We start from the raw sequence: 22,603 nt of genomic DNA, 5'->3' as shown, positions 1-22,603 counted from the left end.
CTAGAATGAAAATTGAGATGATTATTCTCGGAGTGGCATTATGGGCTTGTCAGCCAGCCAACTCAACCAGCGAAAACATCAAGGGAAACACTGTCATTCAGGTTGAACCTAACTGCGAAGTTGCCATTCAGTTCATCAACAATTATGTCGTGTTTTGTAATGCCAAAAATCCGAACATCGGACTGTTGGATTGGGTCAACAGCCAATCCGTTGTGACAACCGGCTTCAAGTTGGAACTGGAAAACATGCTGGTTGCAGCTGAAAAAAATGATCCGCAACTCGGACTTGGATTTGATCCGATTTTTGATGCCCAGGATTATCCGGACAAAGGATTTGAAGTCGACAAGCAGGATTCAACTTACGTCCTTGTGAAAGGAGTTGACTGGCCGGACTTTAGGCTGAGCTTAAGGTTAACTCTTGAAGATGGCAGATGGCTGGTTGATGGCGCGGGTGTGATCAACATTCCGGCAAATAAACGAGCCAAACGATAGTATCAACTTTGCCCGACACAAAAAAAGCCGCTCTCTGTTCAGAAAGCGGCTCTTGTTATATCGGTTCGTCAAGAATTACTTCTTGTAAACTTTTTTGTATCCGTAGATGGCTGAAGCGCCCAATTGCTCTTCGATACGAAGCAGTTGGTTGTATTTTGCCATACGGTCGGAGCGGCTCAATGAACCGGTTTTGATTTGACCAGAGTTGGTAGCAACAGCAATGTCAGCAATGGTTGAATCTTCTGTTTCGCCTGAACGGTGAGACGTTACAGAAGTGTAACCTGCACGGTGTGCCATTTCAATGGCGTCCAAAGTTTCAGTCAAGGTACCAATTTGGTTTACTTTAATCAGGATGGAGTTGGCAGCACCCAGTTCGATACCTTTTTTCAGGTACTCTACGTTGGTTACGAACAAGTCGTCGCCAACCAACTGGCATTTGTCACCAATCGAAGCATTCAGTTTTACCCATCCGTCCCAGTCGCCTTCATCCATTCCATCTTCGATTGAATCGATCGGGAATTTAGCTACCAATTCGGCCAGGTAAGCCGCTTGCTCTTCCGAGTTGCGCTTAGCACCATTGGCGCCTTCAAATTTGCTGTAATCGTAAACACCGTCGCTGTAGAATTCAGAAGCGGCACAGTCTAACGCAATGGAAACATCGCCTCCATCTTCAGCGCGACCTGGCTTGTAGCCCGCGTTTTTAATCGCTTCGATAATTGAGTTCAATGCATCTTCGGTTCCATCCAGTGCAGGAGCAAAACCACCTTCGTCACCAACAGCGGTGCTCAGGTTACGTTTCGACAATACTTTTTTCAGGCTGTGGAAAACTTCAGCACCCATACGCAGACCTTCGCGGAACGAAGGCGCACCAATCGGGCGAATCATGAATTCCTGGAAAGCGATCGGCGCATCAGAGTGAGATCCACCATTGATGATATTCATCATCGGAACAGGTAAAGTTTTGGCATTGGCGCCACCAATGTAACGATACAAAGGTAGGTCAAGCGCATTGGCAGCTGCTTTGGCAACCGCTAAAGAAACACCCAACATGGCATTGGCACCCAATTTCGACTTTGTTTTGGTGCCGTCAAGTTCCAGCAATTTGCGGTCGATTCCAACCTGGTCTGAAGCATCCATGCCAATAATTTCTTTGGCAATGGCATTGTTTACGTTTTCAACAGCTTTTAAAACACCTTTTCCAAGGTAACGGCCTTTGTCGCCATCACGCAGTTCAAGCGCTTCGTTTTCACCTGTTGAAGCGCCTGACGGAACTGCAGCTAAACCAATAGCTCCGCATTCCAGCGTAATTTCAACTTCTACTGTAGGATTACCGCGAGAATCCAAAATTTCTCTACCAACGACGTTATTAATTAACATGATTTATGGTTTTGATATTAAACTTATTAATGATCTTAAATTTCGATTTAAAAAAACCGTTGCAAAGATAGAAAATCCAGTCGATATTTATGTATGATTGCCCCGATGAATAACCTAAATTTAACTCCTCCATACCTCAAAAGAGTCAAGATTCACTGTTCAGCTTTATTTGGTCAATCGAAATTTACCCGCCATGAAAACAAGCAGGGATTCGCCGGGGTCTAAATCGTGAACTTTCAGAACGATTTAAATTGATTATACTTATCGCCCGGCTTGTACTCCATCACCTCGACAGGCTGAATGGTGACCAATGCTCCTTTTTTCGATTGGTCAATCAGTTCGCTCACCCGGACTGCAAATTTTTTGATATTCGGCTCCGTATCCACAATTTCCACCACCACGGGTAGGTGACTCGAAAGTGCGAAAATCTTCATGGTGTGAATGGAATGACTTGCTCCGAACGACAGTATTCCGCGAAGGACAGTCGCTCCGCCCAATCCCTGGTTGCGTGCCTCGGCCACAATTTCCTCGTATAAGGGAGACGAACCGATTTTGTCCGATTCTGAAATATAAACTTTCAGCAAACTCGCTTTCCCTTTCATTACATTGTACTTTTAAGTTTTAATTGGCATTTGAAGGAAGCAGCACTCAAGAATCCTCCTTCATTTCAAAAGTTTACGTGCTCGCTTGTTGTGCTTCAGTGCTCTAAGTTATACTAACCGCAGCCGGAACATGTTACTTCAAACACCTGAAAATGTGGAATAAAAGGATCATTAACTAACAATTTACCCAACCGGCTTGTTACCAAGTAGAACCGTATAAGATTTAGGTTTTAGACGAACCCATTTACCAAACAGCAATCCGTGATGACAAACAGAGACGACAACCAAACGCCTGACCATTTGGCCTACAGCGTAAAAAAAATACAAGCATTTGCTCAAGGCGACCAGACCAGCTTGCGTTTAATTCTGGATTCGTTTATTCAGTCAACCCGGCAAAACCTGCAAGAATTCGAAAACTTGCTTAGCGAAAGGCATAGGAATGACCTGGCCGAACTGGCCCATAAAATGCGCTCCATGTTTTTGCAACTGGACGCCACCGGGCTTGCCCAACATCTATATGAACTGGAGGAAAACCGATTGAACGACAAGCAATGGCGGGAAACAGCAGAAGTAGCTTTACGCCAGGCGAAGGAACTGGTAAAAACAATTCAAGCGGACTATCAGCTGAACAACACCCCTTGAAATAAGGATCTCGGAATTTATCATTCGTCTGAATGGTTTAGAAACGACCAACAATGATTAAACCACCTGGAATAACAATCACCGGGCGCGCACTCAGCGCCCGGGAAGGCGAGCTTACTTGTCTCGCTCAGGCAGCTGAATCTTGTAAGTTTTCAGTTTGTTGTACAGGGTTTTCCGATCAATTTTCAACAGACGGGCTGCCTGACTCTTGTTATAATTGGTGGCTTCCAGCGCCTTCAAAATCGACTCATTTTCATCCTTCTCATTGTACAAGGCGAAATGGCTGGTTTGCGAACCGGAATAAATTTCAGCAGGAATTTCATTTAAGGTGATCCATTTGCCGTGCGCTAACAAGGTGGCCCGCTTGATGACGTTTTTCATTTCGCGCAGGTTGCCCGGCCAGGAGTAATTCATGAAGACCGGCTCCAGACTTTTATCAAATCCCTGAACCGACTTGTCAAGATAACGATTGGACTGCTCTAAAAAATAGTGCGCAAAATACATGATGTCTTGCTGGCGTGCCCGAAGTGGAGGGACGTTAATCTGAAACTCATTGAGCCGGTGGTAAAGATCTTCGCGAAACTCGCCCTTATCCTGGGCGGAGAGCAAATTTTCGTTGGTTGCTGCAATGATGCGCACATCGACGGTAATTTCCCTGTTGCTTCCCACAGGTTTAATCAGCCGCTCCTGAAGCACGCGTAACAACTGAATCTGGCTGTTGTATGGCAAATTGCCGACCTCATCCAAAAACAAGGTGCCACCATTGGCGGCCTCAAAATTACCGACCTTATCGGCTATAGCTCCTGTAAATGAACCTTTTACATGACCAAAAAACTCACTCGCTACCAATTCCTTTGGAATGGCGCCGCAATCAACCGCTACAAATGGCTTGCCTGCCCGTTTACTTTTTGCGTGAATCAACTTGGCCACATATTCTTTCCCGGTTCCGCTTTCGCCGACAATCAAAACTGAAATGGGCGTTGGAGCCACCAACTGGATGTGCTGACTCATTTTTCGGGACTGGCTGCTCACTCCTTCCTGATAATCAGACTGAAGAAGCTCAGCTTTTGAAATCTGCTCCTTGGAAGAATTGTCGCTCGATGCATCCAGCGCTTCTTTAACCACATTCAGCACTTCGTCCGGACTTAGTGGCTTGGGAATGTAGTTGAAAGCGCCTTTTTTGATTGATTCAATGGCTGTACCAATGTCGGCATAGCCGGTCATCATCACAATCTGCGTTTTAGGCGACTGCTTTTTCACCCAACGAATTAACTCCATCCCGCTGATTTCGGGCATACGTAAATCGGTAAGCACCACATCATAAGCCATGCTCTGAATTAATCGTTTCGCATCGACCGGTGAAAATGCAGTCGTTACCCTGTAACTATTTTTTTCAAGCAGGGTTTTCAGCATTAAACAAAAAGTAACATCATCATCTATTATCAGAATGCTAGCCATAAAATATCTCCATACACGTTGAATGTTCGGGAACTACAATTTTTAACGGGTAATCGTTACAATTAGTATAAGCTCATCCATCAACAAAATGTTTAATAAAAAACCCCTGTCAACTAGAATTTCTTCTTTTCGACAGGGGCCAAAGACACTTACTCTCAATTAGCATCCAAGTAACAGATGATTTCCTGCTATTTTATTCAACAGGTACTTCTTCGTCACCAGCTTGATCGTCTCCTTGTTCAATTTTCAGAAACTCTCCGCTGGCATTGAAAAACACCTTAACTTTTTCATCTCCTTTGGTCAACTTAACTTTGTAACTTCCGTCAGTTCCCATATACGCTTCCGAAAGGGTGTAGTCGGCGTAGCCTTCAGAAATGGCTTGGGTAACTGCTTCGGGCAGATCCTCAACATTCATTTTTTCGTACTGAACTTCCTGCTGGGCAACGACCACGTTTTGGTTGGTATTTTCTGCCATTACTCCGGATGGTAAACTAATTCCGAGAACAATTACTGCGGCTGTCATTATCATTCCTTTTTTCATAACTCTTTCAATTTTTTTGATTCAACATTTATATTTAAAATTCTACACCCTACCAATAAGGGATAAATGTGCCAAAAAAAGACACCCCAGTCGTTTAAAAGCAATAAACCACTGATTACAAAAATCTTAAAGGCAATAAAACACAAATAAAACAAGCACAAAACCCGCTATTTCGCATGGGGATTACCCGTGTAGATGTAGAAAGTTTCTACATTATTCATCGGGGCGAATAAACGAAATGAGTCAATCCGATCTTTATTTGCCCGGTAATTTCAAAAAACGAAAATCAGGCGTAGACTAATCGTACAGCAACAATTCCGAGGTAAACCGCAAAAATGCCGAGAACCACACTCAAGCCCACATTGCCGAACAGCTGGAACAGATTGTTTTCCGACAACATGGTCAGGTTGTTATACGCGAAGGATGAGAAGGTTGTAAATCCGCCACAAAATCCGACGGTAAAAAAAATTCGCCATTCCGGGGTGAGTAAATTTCCGCGTTCCGAAAAGGCGAACACCAGTCCGATGATAAAACATCCGGCCATGTTGGCCACAAAAGTTCCCCAAGGAAAAGCGCTGTGCAGCCATCGCTCAACTGCAATCTGTGTTAGGTAGCGGGCCACACTGCCCAAAAAACCGCCGGTGCCAACAATCAGGATGGTCTTCAACATGACTTCAAATTTTTTCTGTTGAAATGAATAAGTTCCCAGCAAATTTACAATTATTGGTGACTTTTCTCCGAACAAGACCTGCTAGCTGATCGAATATTTATATTTTCGTTTTCTCCATGGCACGGCGAAGAAACAATGGAATTAACAGACAAGCGCCGATAAGCCACGTGGGGTAAATCAAACGCTATGACAAATCGAAGCTTCATTCCCGCAATATTGTTCCTGTTCTGTATGGTTATGCCGGGCGCCGCGCAGCAAATCCACAAATCGCTCAAAAATAAGGTTGAAGCCTGGAAAAATAACCCCGCCCTGCAACACGCAGGCATTGGCGTTTTTTTGCAGGACACTGAAACCGGTGAAGTGCTGGCACAAACCGATCCTCAATTAAGCCTGGTGCCGGGATCTACGCTCAAACTGATTACCACAGCCACGGCTCTTGAAATACTGGGCCCCGACTTTCGGTTCGAAACCCAGCTGGCCTATTCGGGAGAAATAAAAAACGACACACTCTTTGGCGATTTGATTATTGTTGGAGGAGGCGATCCGACTTTGGGATCCGACTATTTCAAGGAACATTACCTCGACAACCACTTTCTAAACCACTGGTTGAAAGCCCTTCATGAGAAAAACATCGTTCACATTGCCGGAAACCTGGTAACCGATGCCACGATTTTCGAAGATCAAATGATTCCGAACACCTGGATTTGGGAAGACCTTGGCAACTACTACGGAGCCGGCGCCAGTGGCTTATCGGTGTACGACAACCTGTACAAAATTCACTTTGCGTCGCCACCACAGGCTGGCCAGCCCACCCGAATCAAACATACCAGTCCTTTTATTCCCGGCTTGGAACTAGAAAATCAAGTGAAGTCATCCAATATCAACCGCGATTTGGCTTATGTGTTTGGCGCGCCAAAGTCGGACAAGCACATCATTCGCGGAACAATTCCCAAAGGGCGGAACGACTTTGTTATCAAAGCCGCAGTTCCAAATCCGCCGTTATTACTGGCTTGGGAACTAAAAAACCGGCTAACAGAAACGGGCCTGAGCGTGGCGGGCTTCATTCATGAAAAAAAAGAGCCAGACAACTTGACACTTCATCCATTGGCCCATACGGTTTCACCTAAACTAATCGATATTATCCGGGTTACCAACCACGAAAGTGTTAATCTTTTTGCCGAACACCTGCTGAAATACCTGGCATGGTTAACTCACGGCGAAGGATCGACTAAAAAAGGGCTGGATGTCATTGCCGACTTTTGGGAAAAAAGAGGCATCTCACTGGACGGCTGTTTCCTGGCTGACGGAAGCGGCTTATCGCACTTCAACGCAATCACCACCAGACAGATGGTTGAAATCCTCTATTTTATGAAGAACAGAAGCTTGCACAGTGATCTGTTCTTCACCAGTCTGCCCTACGTTCCCAACGGAACGCTCTACTTTTTTAACCCGCTTAATTTTCCCGGACAAAGTTTACGTGCCAAAAGTGGAAGTATGACCCGGGTGCGCTGCTACGCCGGTGAAATAATCACCCAAAATAACCAAGCCATTTTATTTGCCATTTTTCTGAATAATTTTTCGTGCAGCCAGACCGAAGCCATTAAACTCGTGGAAGATTTGCTGGTTGAAATAGCGAAAAAATAGGGCCACAGCTTTATTAGAAACAGAAGACATGGAAATTCTTTTTCCGGCAACTCCCAACATTTTTGCTATTTTTGTTGTTAGCATTACGAACTTGAAACAAGTCTATGTTTGAGAAGCAAATATTTCTGGAAGGTGTTGATCCATTGGAGTTTTACGGTGTAAACAACACGAAAATTGACCTGATAAAAACATTTTTCCCAAAACTAAATATTGTAAGCCGCGGCAACCAGCTGATCATCCAGGGCGATGAAGTGGAAAGTGATGCTTTTGAAAAAAAGTTCCACTTGCTGCTCGATCATTACAACCAGTTTAATGTGTTGAGCGTCGACACAATTAAACAAGTGATGAATAATGATTTTTCGCAAATCGAATCTGAGATTGAAAACTCAAAAGAGGTTTTACTCCACGGAATTAATGGCAAGCCCATTCGCGCCAAAACGCCAAACCAGCGGGTTTTGGTAGAAAAAAGCCGGACCTCGGACCTGATTTTTGCGATTGGCCCGGCCGGAACCGGAAAAACCTACACGGCCATCGCGCTGGCAGTCCGGGCGTTGAAGAACCGCGAAATCAAGCGCATCATCTTAAGCCGCCCGGCCGTTGAGGCCGGCGAACGGCTTGGCTTTTTGCCCGGCGATTTGAAGGAAAAAATTGACCCGTACCTGCAGCCGCTCTACGATGCCCTGCAGGACATGATTCCGGCCAAAAAGCTGGAAGAATTTATGAAAGACGGCATCATTCAGATTGCCCCGCTGGCTTTTATGCGCGGACGAACCCTTAGCGATGCCTTTGTCATTCTGGACGAAGCTCAAAACACCACCCTCAACCAGCTGAAGATGTTCCTGACCCGTATGGGGATGAATGCCAAATTCATCATCACTGGCGATGAAACCCAGATTGACCTGCCGTCCGTCCATCAGTCCGGTCTGGTTCAGGCCAAAAAAATTCTGAAAAACATCAAGGACATTTCCTTTGTTTATTTCGATGCCAACGACATTGTTCGTCATCGACTGGTGCGTGATATTGTAAACGCCTACGACGCCTATTACAAAAAAGAATTAGCCAAAAAAGAAGCACTCAAAAAAGATAAAAACGACAGAAAATGACAAAAGCACTGACAAGAACCGATTTTAATTTTCCGAAGCAAAAAGATGTCTATCATGGAAAAGTGAGGGATGTTTACAACATTAACGATGAGTATTTAGTAATGGTCGTTTCTGACCGCATCTCCGCATTTGACGTGGTTCTGCCCGAGGGAATCCCTTACAAGGGACAAGTATTAAACCAGATTGCCGCTAAATTTTTAGACGCGACAGCTGACATTGTTCCCAACTGGAAAATTGCAACGCCTGACCCCAACGTCACGGTTGGTCACCATTGCGAGCCATTTAAAGTTGAAATGGTAATTCGTGGCTACCTGACCGGACATGCGTGGCGCGAGTACCGCGACGGAAAGCGCAGTATCTGTGGTGTTCCGATGCCCGACGGCATGGTGGAAAACCAAAAATTTGAGCAACCACTGTTGACACCAACCACCAAAGCCGACGAAGGCCACGACGAAGATATTTCGCGCGAAGCCATTATTGAACAGGGTTTGGTGAGCAAGGAAGAATACGAAATGCTCGAAGATTACACCCGTCGGCTGTTTCAGCGCGGATCGGAAATGGCTGCGGAAAAAGGCCTGATTCTGGTGGATACCAAATATGAATTTGGAAAGAAAGACGGCAAAATCTACCTGATTGATGAAATTCATACGCCCGATTCGTCGCGCTATTTTTATGCCGATGGTTACGAAGAGCGTCAGAAAAAAGGAGAAGGACAAAAACAGCTCTCGAAAGAGTTTGTGCGTCAATGGCTGATTGAAAACGGTTTCCAAGGAAAAGACGGGCAAAAAGTGCCTGCAATGGATGCCAATTTTGTGAGCTCGGTATCCGAACGCTACATCGAGTTGTTCGAGAACATCACAGGCGATTCGTTTGTGAAATCAGAAATTGAAGAAATTCAGAATCGGATTGAACAAAACGTAAACGCTTTTCTGGTTTCCCTGTAAACATTCAAACAAAATAATTGCACAGAACTTCCGGAGTGGTTCTCCGGAAGTTTTATTATGCCTTTTCGCAAATGATCGTTAAACTCAAAAAAATTCGGTAATGCAACTGAAAAGCCTAAATCTGTTATTCGTATTGTTCATGGTACTCGGCTCATCGCTTTTGGTTTTTGGCCAAACTGATGAAGAAAAGTCAACACTCGTGAAAGTTGGCCAGCAAGTACCTGCCTTTGAATTCTCCGACGCCAATGGGCAGCCAAAATCAGTGGCCGACCTCAAGGGTCAAGTCATTATGATCAATTTTTTTGCCACCTGGTGTGGCCCGTGCCTCAAAGAGCTGCCTCATGTGCAAACTGATATTTTTGAGCAATACAAAGACCACCCTGATTTCACATTGATGGTCATCGGCCGGGAACATACAGCCGAAGAGGTAGCCAAATTCAAACAAGACAAGGGTTACACATTTAACCTGATGGCCGACCCGACACGGGAGATTTATTCCAAATTTGCATCACAATTCATTCCACGCAATTTTTTGATCGACCGCGATGGAACCATCATTTACAGCTCCGTTGGCTTTCAAGAAAAGGAATTTGATGAATTAAAAAGCATTTTGAAGGCCCAGCTAAAAAAATGAGATCCTTCTTCTACCCCATCCTTCTGTTTTTTCTGATTCCGATCAATGGATTGGCCCAGACGGGTGACAGCCTATTGATTCAGGCGGAAAGCACCAATGATTTGGTGGCTATTGAAGCACTCAAGAAGCTGGGAGCAGGCGAAATTGATTCACTACCGGCACCCCGTTTGGATTATCTCCGGGAAGCAAACTTCCTGGCCCGGAAAATCAACAATGCTTTCGAAATTGCTGATAGTTGGTACCTCATGGCCAAACAATTTCACCAGGCCGGTCAACTCGATTCGGCACAAAATTATTTCGAGCGGTCACTCGCTAAACTACAAACGCTCGATCGGCCCGAACATCTTGCCAACTGTCTCAATGACATGGGCGTTGTATATAAAGTCAGCGGAAACTATGCCCGGGCCTTGGAATGTTATTTACAAGCACTCCCGATTCGCAAGGAGATCGGCAATCAACGGGAAATTTCAAAAACGTATAATAACCTGGGTAACATTTACGCCGCCATCAGCGACACCAGTAAAGCCATTGATGCTTATTCCACAGGCAAGGAAATCGCAAAAAACAGCAACGACACGCTCGCCTCAATCTACCTGGGACTAAACATCGCCCGGTTACTCGTTCTCAAGGGTCAATACCAGGAAAGTATTCCCGTTTTGAATGAAGCCAGAAACTACGCTAAGACAAAGGATTTTAAGATTGGCACATCAGCATCGGCCAACCTGCTGGCCTATATTGCGCAACAACAAAATGAGGATGAGAAAGCCCTAACACTAGCCAATGAAGCGCTGGAAATAGCGCTCGACGAAGGCCTGCTTGACCGGGCGGCTGACGCCTATGGTATCATTGGCGACTATTACAAGAAGAAGCAAGAATACGCAGAAGCACTCAAATTCAATTTAAAATCACTGGAAATTGCCACCGAACAGGAAATCGTTGAACTCGAGGAAGAACAACAGAAAAATATATCCGAGTTGTATGAACTACTCCATAAACCGGGAAAAGCACTGGAGCATTACAAAAAGCACATCGTACTAAGAGATAGCATTTTCAACTACGAAAATGATCTAAAACTGGCTTATGTAGAGCATCAACATGCGCTTGAAAATAAGGAAAAGGAGAATGTTCTTCTGGAGCAGGAAATTGCCAAACAAGAGCAACACCAGTCTTTCATTTACATTCTGGTTATCTTGCTGCTTCTCATCATCATTATGCTTATTAAGCTATGGTTCGAGCACGAGCAGGCACAGCAGTACTTAATGGAACTCAATGAGCAGAAAGACCGGATGTTTTCTTTGATCAGCCACGATTTAAAAGGGCCGATTGGTGGTGTTAAAAGTGTATTTGACTTGATCAAACAACAAGACATTCAAGACCCAAAAGAACTCAGGGCCATTATCGAAGAATCAGCCGACATTGTAGACAATTCGTATAATTTGCTCGAGAATCTGCTCAATTGGGTCCGTAGTCAAACCGGCCGACTTATTGTCAAACCAGAACCGGTATCTTTAGCTGAAGTCGTTGGCCACACACTCAAGCTGTTTGCAGCCCCCATCCGCGATAAAAATCTTCAAATAACCGTTCATATCGAAGAAGAACACTGCGTGTATGCTGATCGTGAAATGATTAAATCCGTGGTTCGTAATTTGCTCTCCAATGCGATCAAATTTACTTTTCCTGAAGGCAACATAAGCATAAAAACAACACAGCATGCCAATCTGGTAAGCCTAACTGTCGCGGATTCGGGCACGGGAATGAGTAAAGAAATCATCACACAAATTCTGGAGAATAAAAATACAATCAGTGCAGTTGGGACCCAAAACGAAAAAGGAACAGGAATTGGCCTGCGCCTGTGTTCTGATTTCATCGAGAAGAATAAGGGGCGTATGGAAATTAAAAGCAAGGAGGGTGAAGGCTCAACGTTCCGGGTGACTCTTCCTTCAAACCAATCATTTTAAACCTCCACCAACATTCGCTGCTGTTATCCGGGAATATAGAAATAGAAATCAGACCCTTTACCCGGACTCGATTTCACACCAATATCGCCTCCAAGGAGATGCACAATTTTTTGTGATATTGCCAGACCCAATCCGGTTCCGCCATACGTTTCCGATGCATGCGTCCGGGCCTGGGTAAATCGTTTGAAAATATCTTCAATGTCTTCACTGGCAATACCAATTCCTGTATCCACCACATTAAAATGCAACCACGAACCAAGCTTGGCAACCCGCAAAATAATGGTTCCGTCCGGTGTAAATTTAAAGGCATTCCCAATTAAGTTATCCAATACCTGCTTCAGTCTCAATTTATCAGTTCGCACTATATAATGATCCGGAAGTGTATTTTTCAATTCAAAATGAACCTTCTTATGAGCTTGACTTTTCATCATTTCGCCATACTGGATTTGAATTTCACTGAGCAGGTCGTTCAATAGAAAATCGTTTGGAATAATGGTCAGCTGATCGGACTCAATTTTCGAAATATCCATGATATCGTTGATCAACTGAAGCAAGAACTCGCCATTTTTTTGAATGAGCCTGAGGTACGTTTTTCGATCGTTTTCCGACAGCTCCTGCTCATTCAAAAGGCCGGAGAAGCCGAGGATGGCATTCATTGGCGTACGAATCTCATGCGACATATTGGCCAAAAAAGCTGTCTTCAACCGGTCCGACTCCTGGGCTTTTTCTTGCTCCAACACCAGTTGGCTGTGAATTTTTTTACGCTCAAGGATCATGTCGTTGGCCACCGCGCCCATCTCCTTAAACTCATCGAAATACAGGTTATCCATATCAATTGCCTGGTAACCCGACTTTCCGGCTTTAAAAAACCGGGTGAAGTTTTCGAAATCAGCCCTGAAATTTGAATTAAAACGATAAATAATCAACGACTCAATAGCAATCACCACCAACAAAATAATCAGAATAATGAGCAAGTTCTGAATCAAGTCTCTTTTCAATTGCTGCTGCTGCAGGGCTATTTCACTCCAAATATCGTCGAGGTAAAAACCGCCGCCAACCAACCAATTACATTCATAAACCGGCTTGACAAAAGAGACCTTGGGCACTTTCTCGGTTTCACCAATTTTATTCCATTCGTACGAAAAAAAGTCACCATCAGGCGAGTTGGCAATCGTTTCCAGCTCCAATTCAAATACAGCCATTTTTTCGGGATCGGTGCCATCCAGCAAGTTAAAATCCCCCTCATACGGAATTCCATCCATCACCACCGGATCGCCGTCCATCTCATTAATAAATACGTAGCCTCCATATCGAAAATGATCGGCACTCACCTTGCTGGCTATTTCATTTCTGAATTCATCGTAATAATCCTCAAGGTAGGTTTTCGAACCAAAATACCAGTTCAATTGCGGAAACTTCTTGACAAAAACGACCTTGTTTTCGGGCAGATCATCACCATCCGACAAATGGTTTCCATCAATATAGCGTACATAACCTTCGGCTGACTGTTCCAACAGATCAAGTTCGCGCTGAACAACCTGGTTGCCGTTCATATCTTTATGCATCAACAGGTCAACTCCCCGATAATCCGGATTTCCGGGGTAGAAAACGCCTTCCCCATTCAGGTCATTAACGAAGACCTGCATGTAGTCATTCGAAGTTTCGAGCACCGAAATGGCATCAATAATCAGCTGTTTCAACTCAGCATCGTTCAACTTAGTTCGATAATCGGTATGAATTTTTTCGGCCAGGTTGTAGGCGCTAAAAACGTTTTGCTTGACATTGTTCATGACGCGTTCGTCAAAAAAACGTTTTTGAGTGCGGATGTATTCAACTTCGATATTGATTAAATCGCGAACAAACTCCTTGTGTTCTTCCAAATGCAATTCCTCTTGCTGGCGGGCAATGTCACGAAAAATCAAAATTTCGTGAACACTGATGACCGTAGCGACAAACACCGTCATCAACAAAGTAGAACTGATCACAATTCTCTTAAAATAAACGGTTAGTCTCCTGGACGTATTCTGGTTTTTATTGATGTTCTGCCCCATTGAAAAAGAATTAGACTGCACAGCCGACCCTTGCACCAAAGTTAACGATATTAATGAAATAATGTCAGTTTTTTTGAAAACCAGCCGGACACTTCCTTACCATATTGTCATCCAACCAGATAGGCTTTAGCCCTCAAGACAATAAAAACGAAAAAGACTGACTTATTGCTACTTGCAATCCAAAATCGCTGTTAAAACTTGTTAAACAATTCAAATGAAACAAAAACCCAAAAACACTGGCACTCTTTATGCGTTAAATTAGCACGTTCAAAAAAAATAACTATTAATCTTTAAATACACAGAAGAAGATGAAAGATTATAAAAGAGTAGGACTCACATTTGCTGTGGCACTTTTCAGTGCATTTATAGCCATCTGGGCATATACCAGTTTTTTCAACGAACCGCAGGTTGTCACTATTCAGCAAGAACAGCCCATGCGATACGCCAGTTTACCCTCGGCTCCCCAGGGCGAAGCCCCCGACCTGACCTATGCGGCAGGCAGCTCGGTACACGCTGTAGTCCACGTAAAAGTATCGTCGAAGCAAGAGGCCCGTCAATACCACAGTAACCCATTTTACGAGTGGTTTTACGGCGACCGCTACCAGCAGCAACCGCCACAAATCAGGCAAGGTGCCGGATCAGGGGTCATTTTAAGTGAAGATGGATATATTGTGACCAACAACCATGTTATTGACGGTGCTGACGACATTCAGGTGGTGCTGAATGACAACCGGCAATACGAGGCCAAGTTGATTGGTGCCGATCCAACAACCGATTTAGCGGTTCTAAAGATTGACATTGACAATCTACCGCACCTTCAGTTTGGAAACTCTGATGCTTTAAAACTTGGCGAATGGGTGCTGGCCGTCGGTAACCCGTTTAACCTGACTTCAACCGTTACCGCAGGCATTGTAAGTGCCAAAAGTCGTAACATCGGCATCAATCGGGTTGATATGGGAATTGAATCATTCATTCAAACGGATGCGGCTGTAAACCCGGGAAACAGTGGTGGGGCCTTGGTCAACATGAATGGTGAACTTGTCGGGATCAATACCGCTATCGCATCCAGAACCGGTTCATACAGCGGATACTCATTTGCCGTTCCGGCTTCGATTGTAGAAAAAGTCTATACCGACTTGAAAGAGTTTGGACAAGTTCAGCGTGCATTACTCGGCGTAAACATCGGCGATGTCAACGCTGAAATCGCAAAAAAATACGATTTGGATAAGATTGAAGGTGTATTTGTTGCCAAGGTGAATGAAAATAGTGCAGCGGAAGAAGCAGGCATTCAGGATGAAGATGTTATCTTAAGTATCAATGGTGTGAACGTCAATTCCACCGCTCAACTTCAAGAACAAGTCAGTCAACACAGGCCAGGCGACAAGGTAAAAGTTTTGATAAAAAGAGATAACAAACCGAAACAATTCACGGTGACCCTCCGTAACATGCACGGAGATACAGAAATCGTCAAAGCGAGCGACAATAGTTTTCTTGGCGCTAAATTTGATGAACTGACAGAAAACGAGAAATACCAACTTCGCTTAAGCCATGGAATTAAAATCACCAACCTGGACAAAGGCAAACTAAAAGATGCTGGTTTAAAGGAAGGTTTTATTATAACCGATGTGAACAAGGAAGAGGTTAGCGCGGTTAATGATTTAAAACGCATTATAAACCAGGCTAAAGGAGGCGTATTGATCGAAGGATTGTATCCAAATGGAGAACCGGCATACTTTGTATTCGGCATGAATTAGTATTTCGATCGTTTACTTAGAATTAACAAAGCTCAATGCTTTAGCCAAAGCGGTTCATTAGTTTGAATTATTGACTTGAAAAGTCTATATTTGCACGATTTTTTTTAGAAGGGTATATGAGACAATTAAAGATTACAAAATCGATTACCAACCGTGAAAGTGCTTCTCTTGACAAGTATTTGCAGGAAATTGGCAAAGAGGATCTGATTACTGTTGAAGAGGAAGTTGAGTTGGCACAGCGGATTAAAAAAGGCGATCAGGCAGCATTGGAAAAACTGACCCGCGCGAACTTAAGGTTCGTCGTTTCGGTTGCCAAGCAGTACCAAAACCAAGGCTTAAGCCTTCCCGACTTGATTAACGAGGGAAATCTTGGACTGATAAAGGCAGCTGAAAAGTTTGACGAAACCCGCGGGTTCAAATTTATTTCCTATGCCGTGTGGTGGATTCGTCAGTCTATCCTTCAGGCTTTGGCTGAACAGTCGCGTATTGTTCGATTACCGCTTAACCAGGTAGGTTCGTTGAATAAAATCAACAAGGCATTTTCGAAATTCGAACAGGAAAACGAACGTAAACCATCACCTGAAGAATTGGCCGACTCGCTGGAATTGCCTCCCGAAAAAGTGGCCGACACCTTGCGGGTATCTGGTCGGCACATTTCTGTTGATGCGCCATTTGTTGAAGGAGAAGACAACAGCTTGCTGGATGTACTGATCAACAACGATTCGCCCAATGCCGACCGCAGCCTGATGATGGAGTCGCTTGCCCGCGAAATTGAGCGCGCACTGGCTACCCTTACCGAACGCGAAAGCGACATCATCCGGATGTTTTTCGGAATTGGCTGCCAGGAGATGACACTGGAGGAAATCGGAGAACGCTTCGGACTGACCAGAGAAAGGGTACGTCAAATTAAGGAAAAAGCTATCCGCCGGCTACGGCACACCTCGAGAAGTAAATTATTGAAAACTTATCTTGGATAAAAGATGCATACAGAACCGCCTAAAGAGGCGGTTTTTTTTTGCTTCAAAAACAAGCGGCCAAGTCCGTTTGTTTCCTTCAAAAAGCATCCGCATACCAATCACATTATGGGCAAAATAATCATGATCCTGTTGACCATCCTCATCGCGCTGGCCGTACTCGTTGTTCTTATTGTTCGTCTGAATCCATCGTTTGGCGCTTCGCCCACCGGTGAACGTATGCAACGCATTCAACAATCACCGAATTTCAAAGATGGCAAATTTCAGAATCCGGTAGCAACCGCTATGCAAACCGAAGATATGCCTTTCCTGAGAGTTATGAAGGAATTTTTATTCACCAAAGGCGACCGGGTACCCACTACAACCATCCAGACCATGCCCGTTGACCGGGCCGCTTTTCACCAGCAAACCGACGGCGTAAAAATCTGTTGGCTGGGGCATTCCACCGTCCTGATTGAGATGGACGGACAAGTTATTTTAACCGACCCGGTGTTCAGCCAACGTGTTTCACCCTTTTCGTTTGTCGGCACCAAAGCTTTCCCCTATTCCGAAAACTACCATTGGGAAAACCTGCCGAAAATTGACCTGGTGCTCCTGTCGCACGACCATTACGACCACCTGGATTATAAGACCATCCGAAGTTTAAAAGACCAGGATCTGCCATTCGTTACCGCGCTGGGCGTAGGCGCCCATTTGGAACGCTGGGGAATCGCGCCCGAACGAATCACCGAACTGGATTGGTGGGAAAGCTTTCAATTTACCGAGAACATTCGGCTAACCGCTACGCCGGCACGCCATTTCTCAGGTCGCGGGTTGACCAACCGCTTTTCAACCCTTTGGGCTTCGTGGGTCATTACAGGGCCTGAAAACCGTGTGTTCTTTGGAGCCGATTCGGGCTACTATCCGGGCTTTAAAACCATTGGCGAGCAATACGGCCCTTTCGACCTGGTGATGCTCGAATGTGGACAATACAGCCAATACTGGCCCTACATCCACATGCTGCCCGAAGAAGTGATCCGGGCGGCAAACGACCTCGGAGCTCAATCGCTCCTGCCCATTCACTGGGGAAAATACAAGCTGAGCATCCATCCGTGGACCGAACCGATTGAACGGCTTCTGCAGGCCGGTAATAACCGGAACCTGGCCATCGGCACCCCTCAGATTGGCGAGGTCTTTGACTTGGACAAGTCGCTGCCAACCCCCGAATGGTGGAAAGAATAATCCTTGGAATCTTTTTCAAGTAAGCGCCCGATGGACGCTGAGAGTTCAAAGAGTCGATCAGATTCGACCACTCGCTTTCCGGTTGATCTTTTTTATGTCCTGACGACATGAAATTTCCTTCCCGATAGCGTTCTATTTTCTTCCCGATGGAAATTTATTTTCTCCCCGATGGAATTTTATTTTCTTCCTGATGGAATTTTATTTTCTTCCTGATGGAATTAAAAGTCCTTCCTGATGAAAATAAGGTCACGGACCTATTTGATATTTTCGGTTTCACTTCGATCACAAATTGTTAAAGACTCGAAACAGGACACTAAATTATTCGCACTACTTAAATCATCGCCATGAGAAAAATTCCTCCGCATACAAACCGAGGATCAAACGTTTCCTTTCCATCATTTGCGCCGGTCCTTCGTTTCGCCTTTCATAAAAGCCATGGGATTATAAAAGATATGGTCGCGGAGGCGGGCCTGACGTGCCAGTCGCCAGTTTTCGACGTAGGTGAGCGCCTTACGGAGCAAGTCGAAGTACAGGGCCACCATCAGCAAAAAAGTCAACAGCCACATCACACCAATATTATAAAAGATGGTGTCAATCCTCCATTCACCCAACAATTTATAGCTGGCATAGAAATGCGCAGCTCCATTGGTTTGAGCGGGCGGCCTGTAGACAGGCTCGTCGCCCTGAAAAATCCGGTTATCAAATACGTATGTTTTGTGAACGCTATATTTGTCGCGCACCAGGCTTTCCATTTTCTTGTTGGTATGCTGTTGTTTAAACGCAAGCAGCTGTTCGTTGTCTCCTCCAAATCTGCCCAATAAATCCTCGTACTTTTGCTCCAACACACGCGAGGCTTCTCCATATCTTTGCTTGTAGCTTTCCTGCGAAAGACTCAGATAATCAGTCAACATTTTACCAAAATCCGGGTTGAAATTGCTCGTACCGATCGACTCGTAAGCCAGGTGAATAGAATCGTTAAACTGCCCCACGCCTTCAAACAAATCGGCAAAAGAATTTTTGAGCACGGGCGACAGTGTTTCTGCTTCCTTGAGCCGGTTATTCTGATTCAATAACTTGTACGAAATCAGATACTTCTCCACTTCCGGAATCCAGTAAAACGCTTGAAAACCCAAATCATTCTTTACTTGCTCCTCCTTGAAAATCATCTTCCGGTAGGCGTTGTTTTTGAAGTGGTTGACCGCCAACGCCTCGTACGACCAGCGCGAAACCATGACATCGCCAATCAGCGGTGTGCGGTTGTAGCTGCTTAACGACGGATGCATTTTATTAAAATCGATGATGACTCCGCTGAGCAGCAGTTGCGGAACCAGCATAAGCGGAATCAAAATGTAAATGGCCACAGCCGAATTTAAACCGGCAGACAGATTGAGGCCGAGCAAATTGGCAAAACAGGCCGTTGAAAACAGAATGGCCCAGGTTGAAAAGGTCAGCCCCTGGATTTCGAGCATATGATGGCCGATGAGCACAAAGGAAATCACCTGAACAGCCGAAATGAGAAAGAGCATCAATATTTTGGATGAAATGTAGGCTCCGCGACTTAAATCGAGGAACTCCTCGCGTTTGAGAATTTTGCGGTCTTTAAAAATTTCTTCGGCGCTAATACTAAGTCCGATAAACAAGGCAACGACGACGCTCATAAAAAGAAAAGCCGGTAAATTGTCGTTGTTAGCCAGCCAGTAAGTTCCATTGTCCGAGTATTTTGAGAAGAAGCCCAGAATCAAGGCCAGCAAAGGTGCCTCAAGCAGCGCAATGGCCAGATACTGCCGGTTTGAACGTTTGGTGGCAAAGTCGCGTTGAATAAACAACTTCAACTGCCGGAACCAGTCGGGCACCTTGAAGTACACATCCGGAAAGACCTCTTTCTCTGCCGGATTGGTGATCATGAAGTCGAGCACACGTGGCTCCACATGCTTCTTATAGCGTTCGTACCAATCTTCGGGCGAAATCTTCCGCCGTCGGATGCTTTTGCCAAACGGATTCACCATGCGGGTTTCAATAATCCGAAGCGGCTGTTCCGTCTTCACATTTCCACAGCTCAAACATTCGCTTTCGTCCGGATTGACGTAGTTTGCCTCATTCTTGAAGTACACAATGGCATCCATCGGGTTTCCAAAGAACACCACCCTACCCCCTTTGTCCATCACGATCATTCGGTCAAAGAGCTTGTAGATATCGCTGGATGGTTGGTGAATGTTGGCAAACACCAGCTTGCCCTTCAGGCATTGCTTTTTCAGCAGGTACATCACCTTTTCCGAATCGGCCGAGGACAAACCCGAGGTCGGCTCATCGACAAACAGAATGGAGGGTTCGCGCATCAGTTCCAAGGCAATGTTCAGGCGCTTTCGCTGGCCGCCGCTCAATATCTTTTTCAGCGGGCTTCCAACCACCAAATCACGGGCTTCAACCAAGTCAAAATCATTCAGCGCCTGATCGATCTTTGCTTCAATCTGCTCGTCGTTCATATCGCCAAAACAAAACCGGGCGTTGAATTCCAGGTTTTTGTACACGGTCAGCTCTTCCAGCAGCAGGTCGTCTTGGGGCACGTAACCAATGACACCTTTCAACAATTCCTCATTATCCGGATCATGCAGATCGTACCCGTTGATGGTAATGGTTCCGGCGTTGGGCTTCAGCTTCCCGTTGAGCACATTCAGCAGGGTTGTCTTTCCAACGCCACTGCCCCCCAAAATACCCACCAAATCGCCCGAGCGCTCCTGAAAACTGAAGGGATGCAGGCCGTAGTTTTTCCGGGTGAAACGGTATTCAATGTTTTCCACATTCAGCACGATACGCGGCTTGCCCTTTTCCTGGATGAAACGGGTCATGACGCTGCTGTAGTAGATGGGAATAATCCGTGAGGTTTTCAGAATGGCTCCCGGAGGAAAAACATACAAACGGTGCTGGGTTAAACGATGTCCGTTCATATACATGTTTCGCGGCCCCCAGTATTTAAAAAACAGCGTATTGATGCTGGCAATGCGTATCAATTCGAGCTCCACCTGCTGATTTTCGCGGTAAAGGTGCTTGATCTCCTTGTCGTGATAACTTTCGTTGCCATTCACCACAAACAGACTGGCCTTGTCTTTGACTTTTTGGATGGAATAAAGGTGAAACCGGTACAGGCTGTCGTATTCTTTCGAATTGATCTTCAAACCGCGCGCGACCAAGTTTACTGTTTTGAGGTCGTCGAGCTTAAAATCGCCCTCTTTTTTGATGAAGTTTAAAAGCTGAGCGACAATCATAAATCGTGTCCCCAGATCGAACTGCGCAACGATCTCGCCACAAATTTCATTCAGGTACGACTTGTTGATAAACTTCTGCCCGTTACCGTTCTGTTCATACAAAATATCACGGTTGGTAATGTGGTAATGCTCAACAAACTCGAGGTAATGCTGATGATATACATCCACCAGTTCACGGTTGAAGTTCTCATGCAAAAACGACTCCACCAGCTCCGAAGAAATCTTTTTGGAATCTTCATTGTGGTAGTCGGTAATGATGGCAAACAACCGGATCAACGTTTCGATGATACCTTCATACATAAGGCTGGGAGTTTAAGAAAAAACGGATTTCTGCATTCCTGATCTAAAAGCGGAACAACAAAAACCCGTTTTATATTTTAAAAGCATGGTGCTTTACTGAACAAACTTATTCCGAATAGATGCGATCAAATCAGTCAACTTAACAACTTGCTCTTTCGTCATGGACGTTGATCCTTCTTCCAAGGCGTAAACGGCATTGACACTGGCAATATCGGCATACAGATCACCAAGTATTTCGGTGTCTTTGTAGGGCTCCATCATTTCCTCCAGTTTCATCAGCGGCTCTTCCTGAAACAGAATCGCTTCAATCAACTTTGGATTTTGGAAGGTATTTTCCGACACGTTTGTTGTCAGATACAAGCCTTCAATCACACTCCCGGAGAGCACCAGATACGAAACTTCCGCCCGTCCCTGCTGATTGAGATAGGAGTAGGCGTTTTGAAACATGTTGGTAATAATTTCAACCAATTTTTCCTTGTTGTCCAGGTTCGCTTCAATCTGGTCTGGCAAATCTTCCTGAAATGCACCGGTTAAATCCAATTCACGAACCAATGTTTCGCTGGCTTTAAAGTAATTCTGCACGTCTGATTTTTGATTGTAGGTGGTTGCGTAAGCCAAGTCGGCAGTGTAAATTCCCAAATTCACTGCACGGTCTTTTTCTGAGAAATAAGCACCTGCTTTTTCAGGATCATTGGTCAATCCGACGATGTAGCTTGCCTCAATTTCGTTCAACATTTCAGTGACATCAAAGGCTGAAGCTATCGGATAGGAGTACTCCTTAATTTCTTCTTTTATTGTTTCCTCAACCACTTCAGGATCTGTCTTTTTTTCTTTTTTGCCCGTACACGAGCTAAATCCAAAGGCAAACAGCCCTGACAAGATCGCCAAAGAAACGAATTTGTATGTTCTTGTTCTTTTCATGTTTATGGTTTTTAATGATCGATTATTTTTTCTTTTAAATGTTAGTCTCTGCATC

At 44.9% G+C, this 22,603-nt stretch carries 18 protein-coding genes; 10 read left to right on the top strand and 8 right to left on the bottom strand.

The annotated features are described in order from the left end of the window. The first annotated feature begins 5 nt into the window (after positions 1-5). Positions 6-491, top strand: coding sequence for a hypothetical protein (locus tag NC99_RS19380; protein ID WP_053187871.1), 486 nt, complete (start codon positions 6-8; stop codon positions 489-491). 75 nt (positions 492-566) lie between these two features. Here NC99_RS19380 and eno read toward each other — a convergent pair whose 3' ends face one another. Continuing rightward, entirely contained in the window at positions 567-1,868 is a 1,302-nt protein-coding gene (gene eno / locus NC99_RS19375; RefSeq protein ID WP_053187868.1) for a phosphopyruvate hydratase, read from the bottom strand. Positions 1,869-2,104: 236 nt separating this feature from the next. Beyond that, the gene (locus NC99_RS19370; RefSeq protein WP_053187865.1) at positions 2,105-2,470 is read right to left on the bottom strand and encodes a DUF190 domain-containing protein; all 366 of its coding nucleotides are present in this window, start codon (positions 2,468-2,470) and stop codon (positions 2,105-2,107) included. A gap of 264 nt (positions 2,471-2,734) precedes the next feature. Here NC99_RS19370 and NC99_RS19365 point away from each other — a divergent pair, with 264 nt between their 5' ends. Next, on the top strand, positions 2,735-3,112 hold the full coding sequence (locus tag NC99_RS19365; protein ID WP_053187862.1) for an Hpt domain-containing protein: 378 nt from the start codon (positions 2,735-2,737) through the stop codon (positions 3,110-3,112). Positions 3,113-3,226: 114 nt separating this feature from the next. On the opposite strand, the gene NC99_RS19360 is transcribed toward NC99_RS19365, so the two are convergent. From NC99_RS19360 to crcB, 3 genes are all read right to left on the bottom strand, one after another. Next, positions 3,227-4,570 carry a sigma-54-dependent transcriptional regulator gene (locus tag NC99_RS19360; protein ID WP_053187859.1) on the bottom strand — a complete coding sequence of 448 codons (1,344 nt, stop codon included), beginning with the start codon at positions 4,568-4,570 and terminating at the stop codon, positions 3,227-3,229. A gap of 193 nt (positions 4,571-4,763) precedes the next feature. Further along, positions 4,764-5,111 (bottom strand): MAM33 family protein, encoded by a 348-nt coding sequence (locus tag NC99_RS19355; RefSeq protein WP_157625081.1) that lies wholly within the window; start codon positions 5,109-5,111, stop codon positions 4,764-4,766. A 286-nt stretch (positions 5,112-5,397) separates the two neighbouring features. Beyond that, positions 5,398-5,781 carry a fluoride efflux transporter CrcB gene (gene crcB, locus NC99_RS19350; RefSeq protein WP_053187908.1) on the bottom strand — a complete coding sequence of 128 codons (384 nt, stop codon included), beginning with the start codon at positions 5,779-5,781 and terminating at the stop codon, positions 5,398-5,400. 186 nt (positions 5,782-5,967) lie between these two features. Here crcB and dacB point away from each other — a divergent pair, with 186 nt between their 5' ends. The 5 genes from dacB to NC99_RS19325 all read left to right on the top strand — a co-directional run bounded on the left by dacB (position 5,968) and on the right by NC99_RS19325 (position 12,064). Continuing rightward, positions 5,968-7,425: a D-alanyl-D-alanine carboxypeptidase/D-alanyl-D-alanine endopeptidase gene (gene dacB / locus NC99_RS19345; protein ID WP_082326588.1), complete on the top strand. Its 1,458-nt coding sequence runs from the start codon at positions 5,968-5,970 to the stop codon at positions 7,423-7,425. Between the two features lie 104 nt (positions 7,426-7,529). Continuing rightward, positions 7,530-8,528, top strand: a complete 999-nt coding sequence (locus tag NC99_RS19340; protein WP_053187850.1) for a PhoH family protein — start codon at positions 7,530-7,532, stop codon at positions 8,526-8,528. Continuing rightward, a complete protein-coding gene (locus NC99_RS19335; protein ID WP_053187846.1) occupies positions 8,525-9,472 on the top strand; it encodes a phosphoribosylaminoimidazolesuccinocarboxamide synthase in 948 nt (315 codons plus the stop codon). The genes NC99_RS19340 and NC99_RS19335 overlap by 4 nt, the downstream gene beginning before the upstream one ends. 100 nt (positions 9,473-9,572) lie before the next feature. After that, positions 9,573-10,106 (top strand): TlpA family protein disulfide reductase, encoded by a 534-nt coding sequence (locus NC99_RS19330; RefSeq protein WP_053187844.1) that lies wholly within the window; start codon positions 9,573-9,575, stop codon positions 10,104-10,106. Then, entirely contained in the window at positions 10,103-12,064 is a 1,962-nt protein-coding gene (locus tag NC99_RS19325; RefSeq protein WP_053187841.1) for a tetratricopeptide repeat-containing sensor histidine kinase, read from the top strand. Before NC99_RS19330 ends, NC99_RS19325 begins: the two co-directional genes overlap by 4 nt. A 23-nt stretch (positions 12,065-12,087) precedes the next feature. Here NC99_RS19325 and NC99_RS19320 read toward each other — a convergent pair whose 3' ends face one another. Continuing rightward, positions 12,088-14,115 (bottom strand): cache domain-containing protein, encoded by a 2,028-nt coding sequence (locus NC99_RS19320; protein WP_082326587.1) that lies wholly within the window; start codon positions 14,113-14,115, stop codon positions 12,088-12,090. Positions 14,116-14,423: 308 nt separating this feature from the next. On the opposite strand from NC99_RS19320, the gene NC99_RS19315 reads away from it, so the two are divergent. The 3 genes from NC99_RS19315 (at position 14,424) to NC99_RS19305 (ending at position 18,064) form a co-directional block, all read left to right on the top strand. Then, on the top strand, positions 14,424-15,869 hold the full coding sequence (locus tag NC99_RS19315; RefSeq protein WP_053187835.1) for a Do family serine endopeptidase: 1,446 nt from the start codon (positions 14,424-14,426) through the stop codon (positions 15,867-15,869). Positions 15,870-15,985: 116 nt separating this feature from the next. Continuing rightward, complete coding sequence (locus tag NC99_RS19310) at positions 15,986-16,846, top strand: sigma-70 family RNA polymerase sigma factor (protein WP_053187832.1); 861 nt, start codon at positions 15,986-15,988, stop codon at positions 16,844-16,846. A gap of 105 nt (positions 16,847-16,951) precedes the next feature. Beyond that, on the top strand, positions 16,952-18,064 hold the full coding sequence (locus tag NC99_RS19305; RefSeq protein ID WP_053187905.1) for an MBL fold metallo-hydrolase: 1,113 nt from the start codon (positions 16,952-16,954) through the stop codon (positions 18,062-18,064). Positions 18,065-18,459: 395 nt separating this feature from the next. Here the strand turns inward: NC99_RS19305 and NC99_RS19300 are convergent, their stop codons facing one another. Next, a complete protein-coding gene (locus NC99_RS19300) occupies positions 18,460-21,627 on the bottom strand; it encodes an ATP-binding cassette domain-containing protein (protein ID WP_053187829.1) in 3,168 nt (1,055 codons plus the stop codon). Between the two features lie 93 nt (positions 21,628-21,720). Next, positions 21,721-22,548, bottom strand: a complete 828-nt coding sequence (locus NC99_RS19295) for a hypothetical protein (RefSeq protein ID WP_053187826.1) — start codon at positions 22,546-22,548, stop codon at positions 21,721-21,723. Between the last annotated feature and the right edge of the window lie 55 nt (positions 22,549-22,603).

The sequence above is a fragment of the Sunxiuqinia dokdonensis genome, from assembly GCF_001270965.1.
In the GTDB taxonomy this organism is placed as follows: Bacteria; Bacteroidota; Bacteroidia; order Bacteroidales; family Prolixibacteraceae; genus Sunxiuqinia; species Sunxiuqinia dokdonensis.
This window is presented reverse-complemented; position numbering and strand designations above follow the sequence as displayed.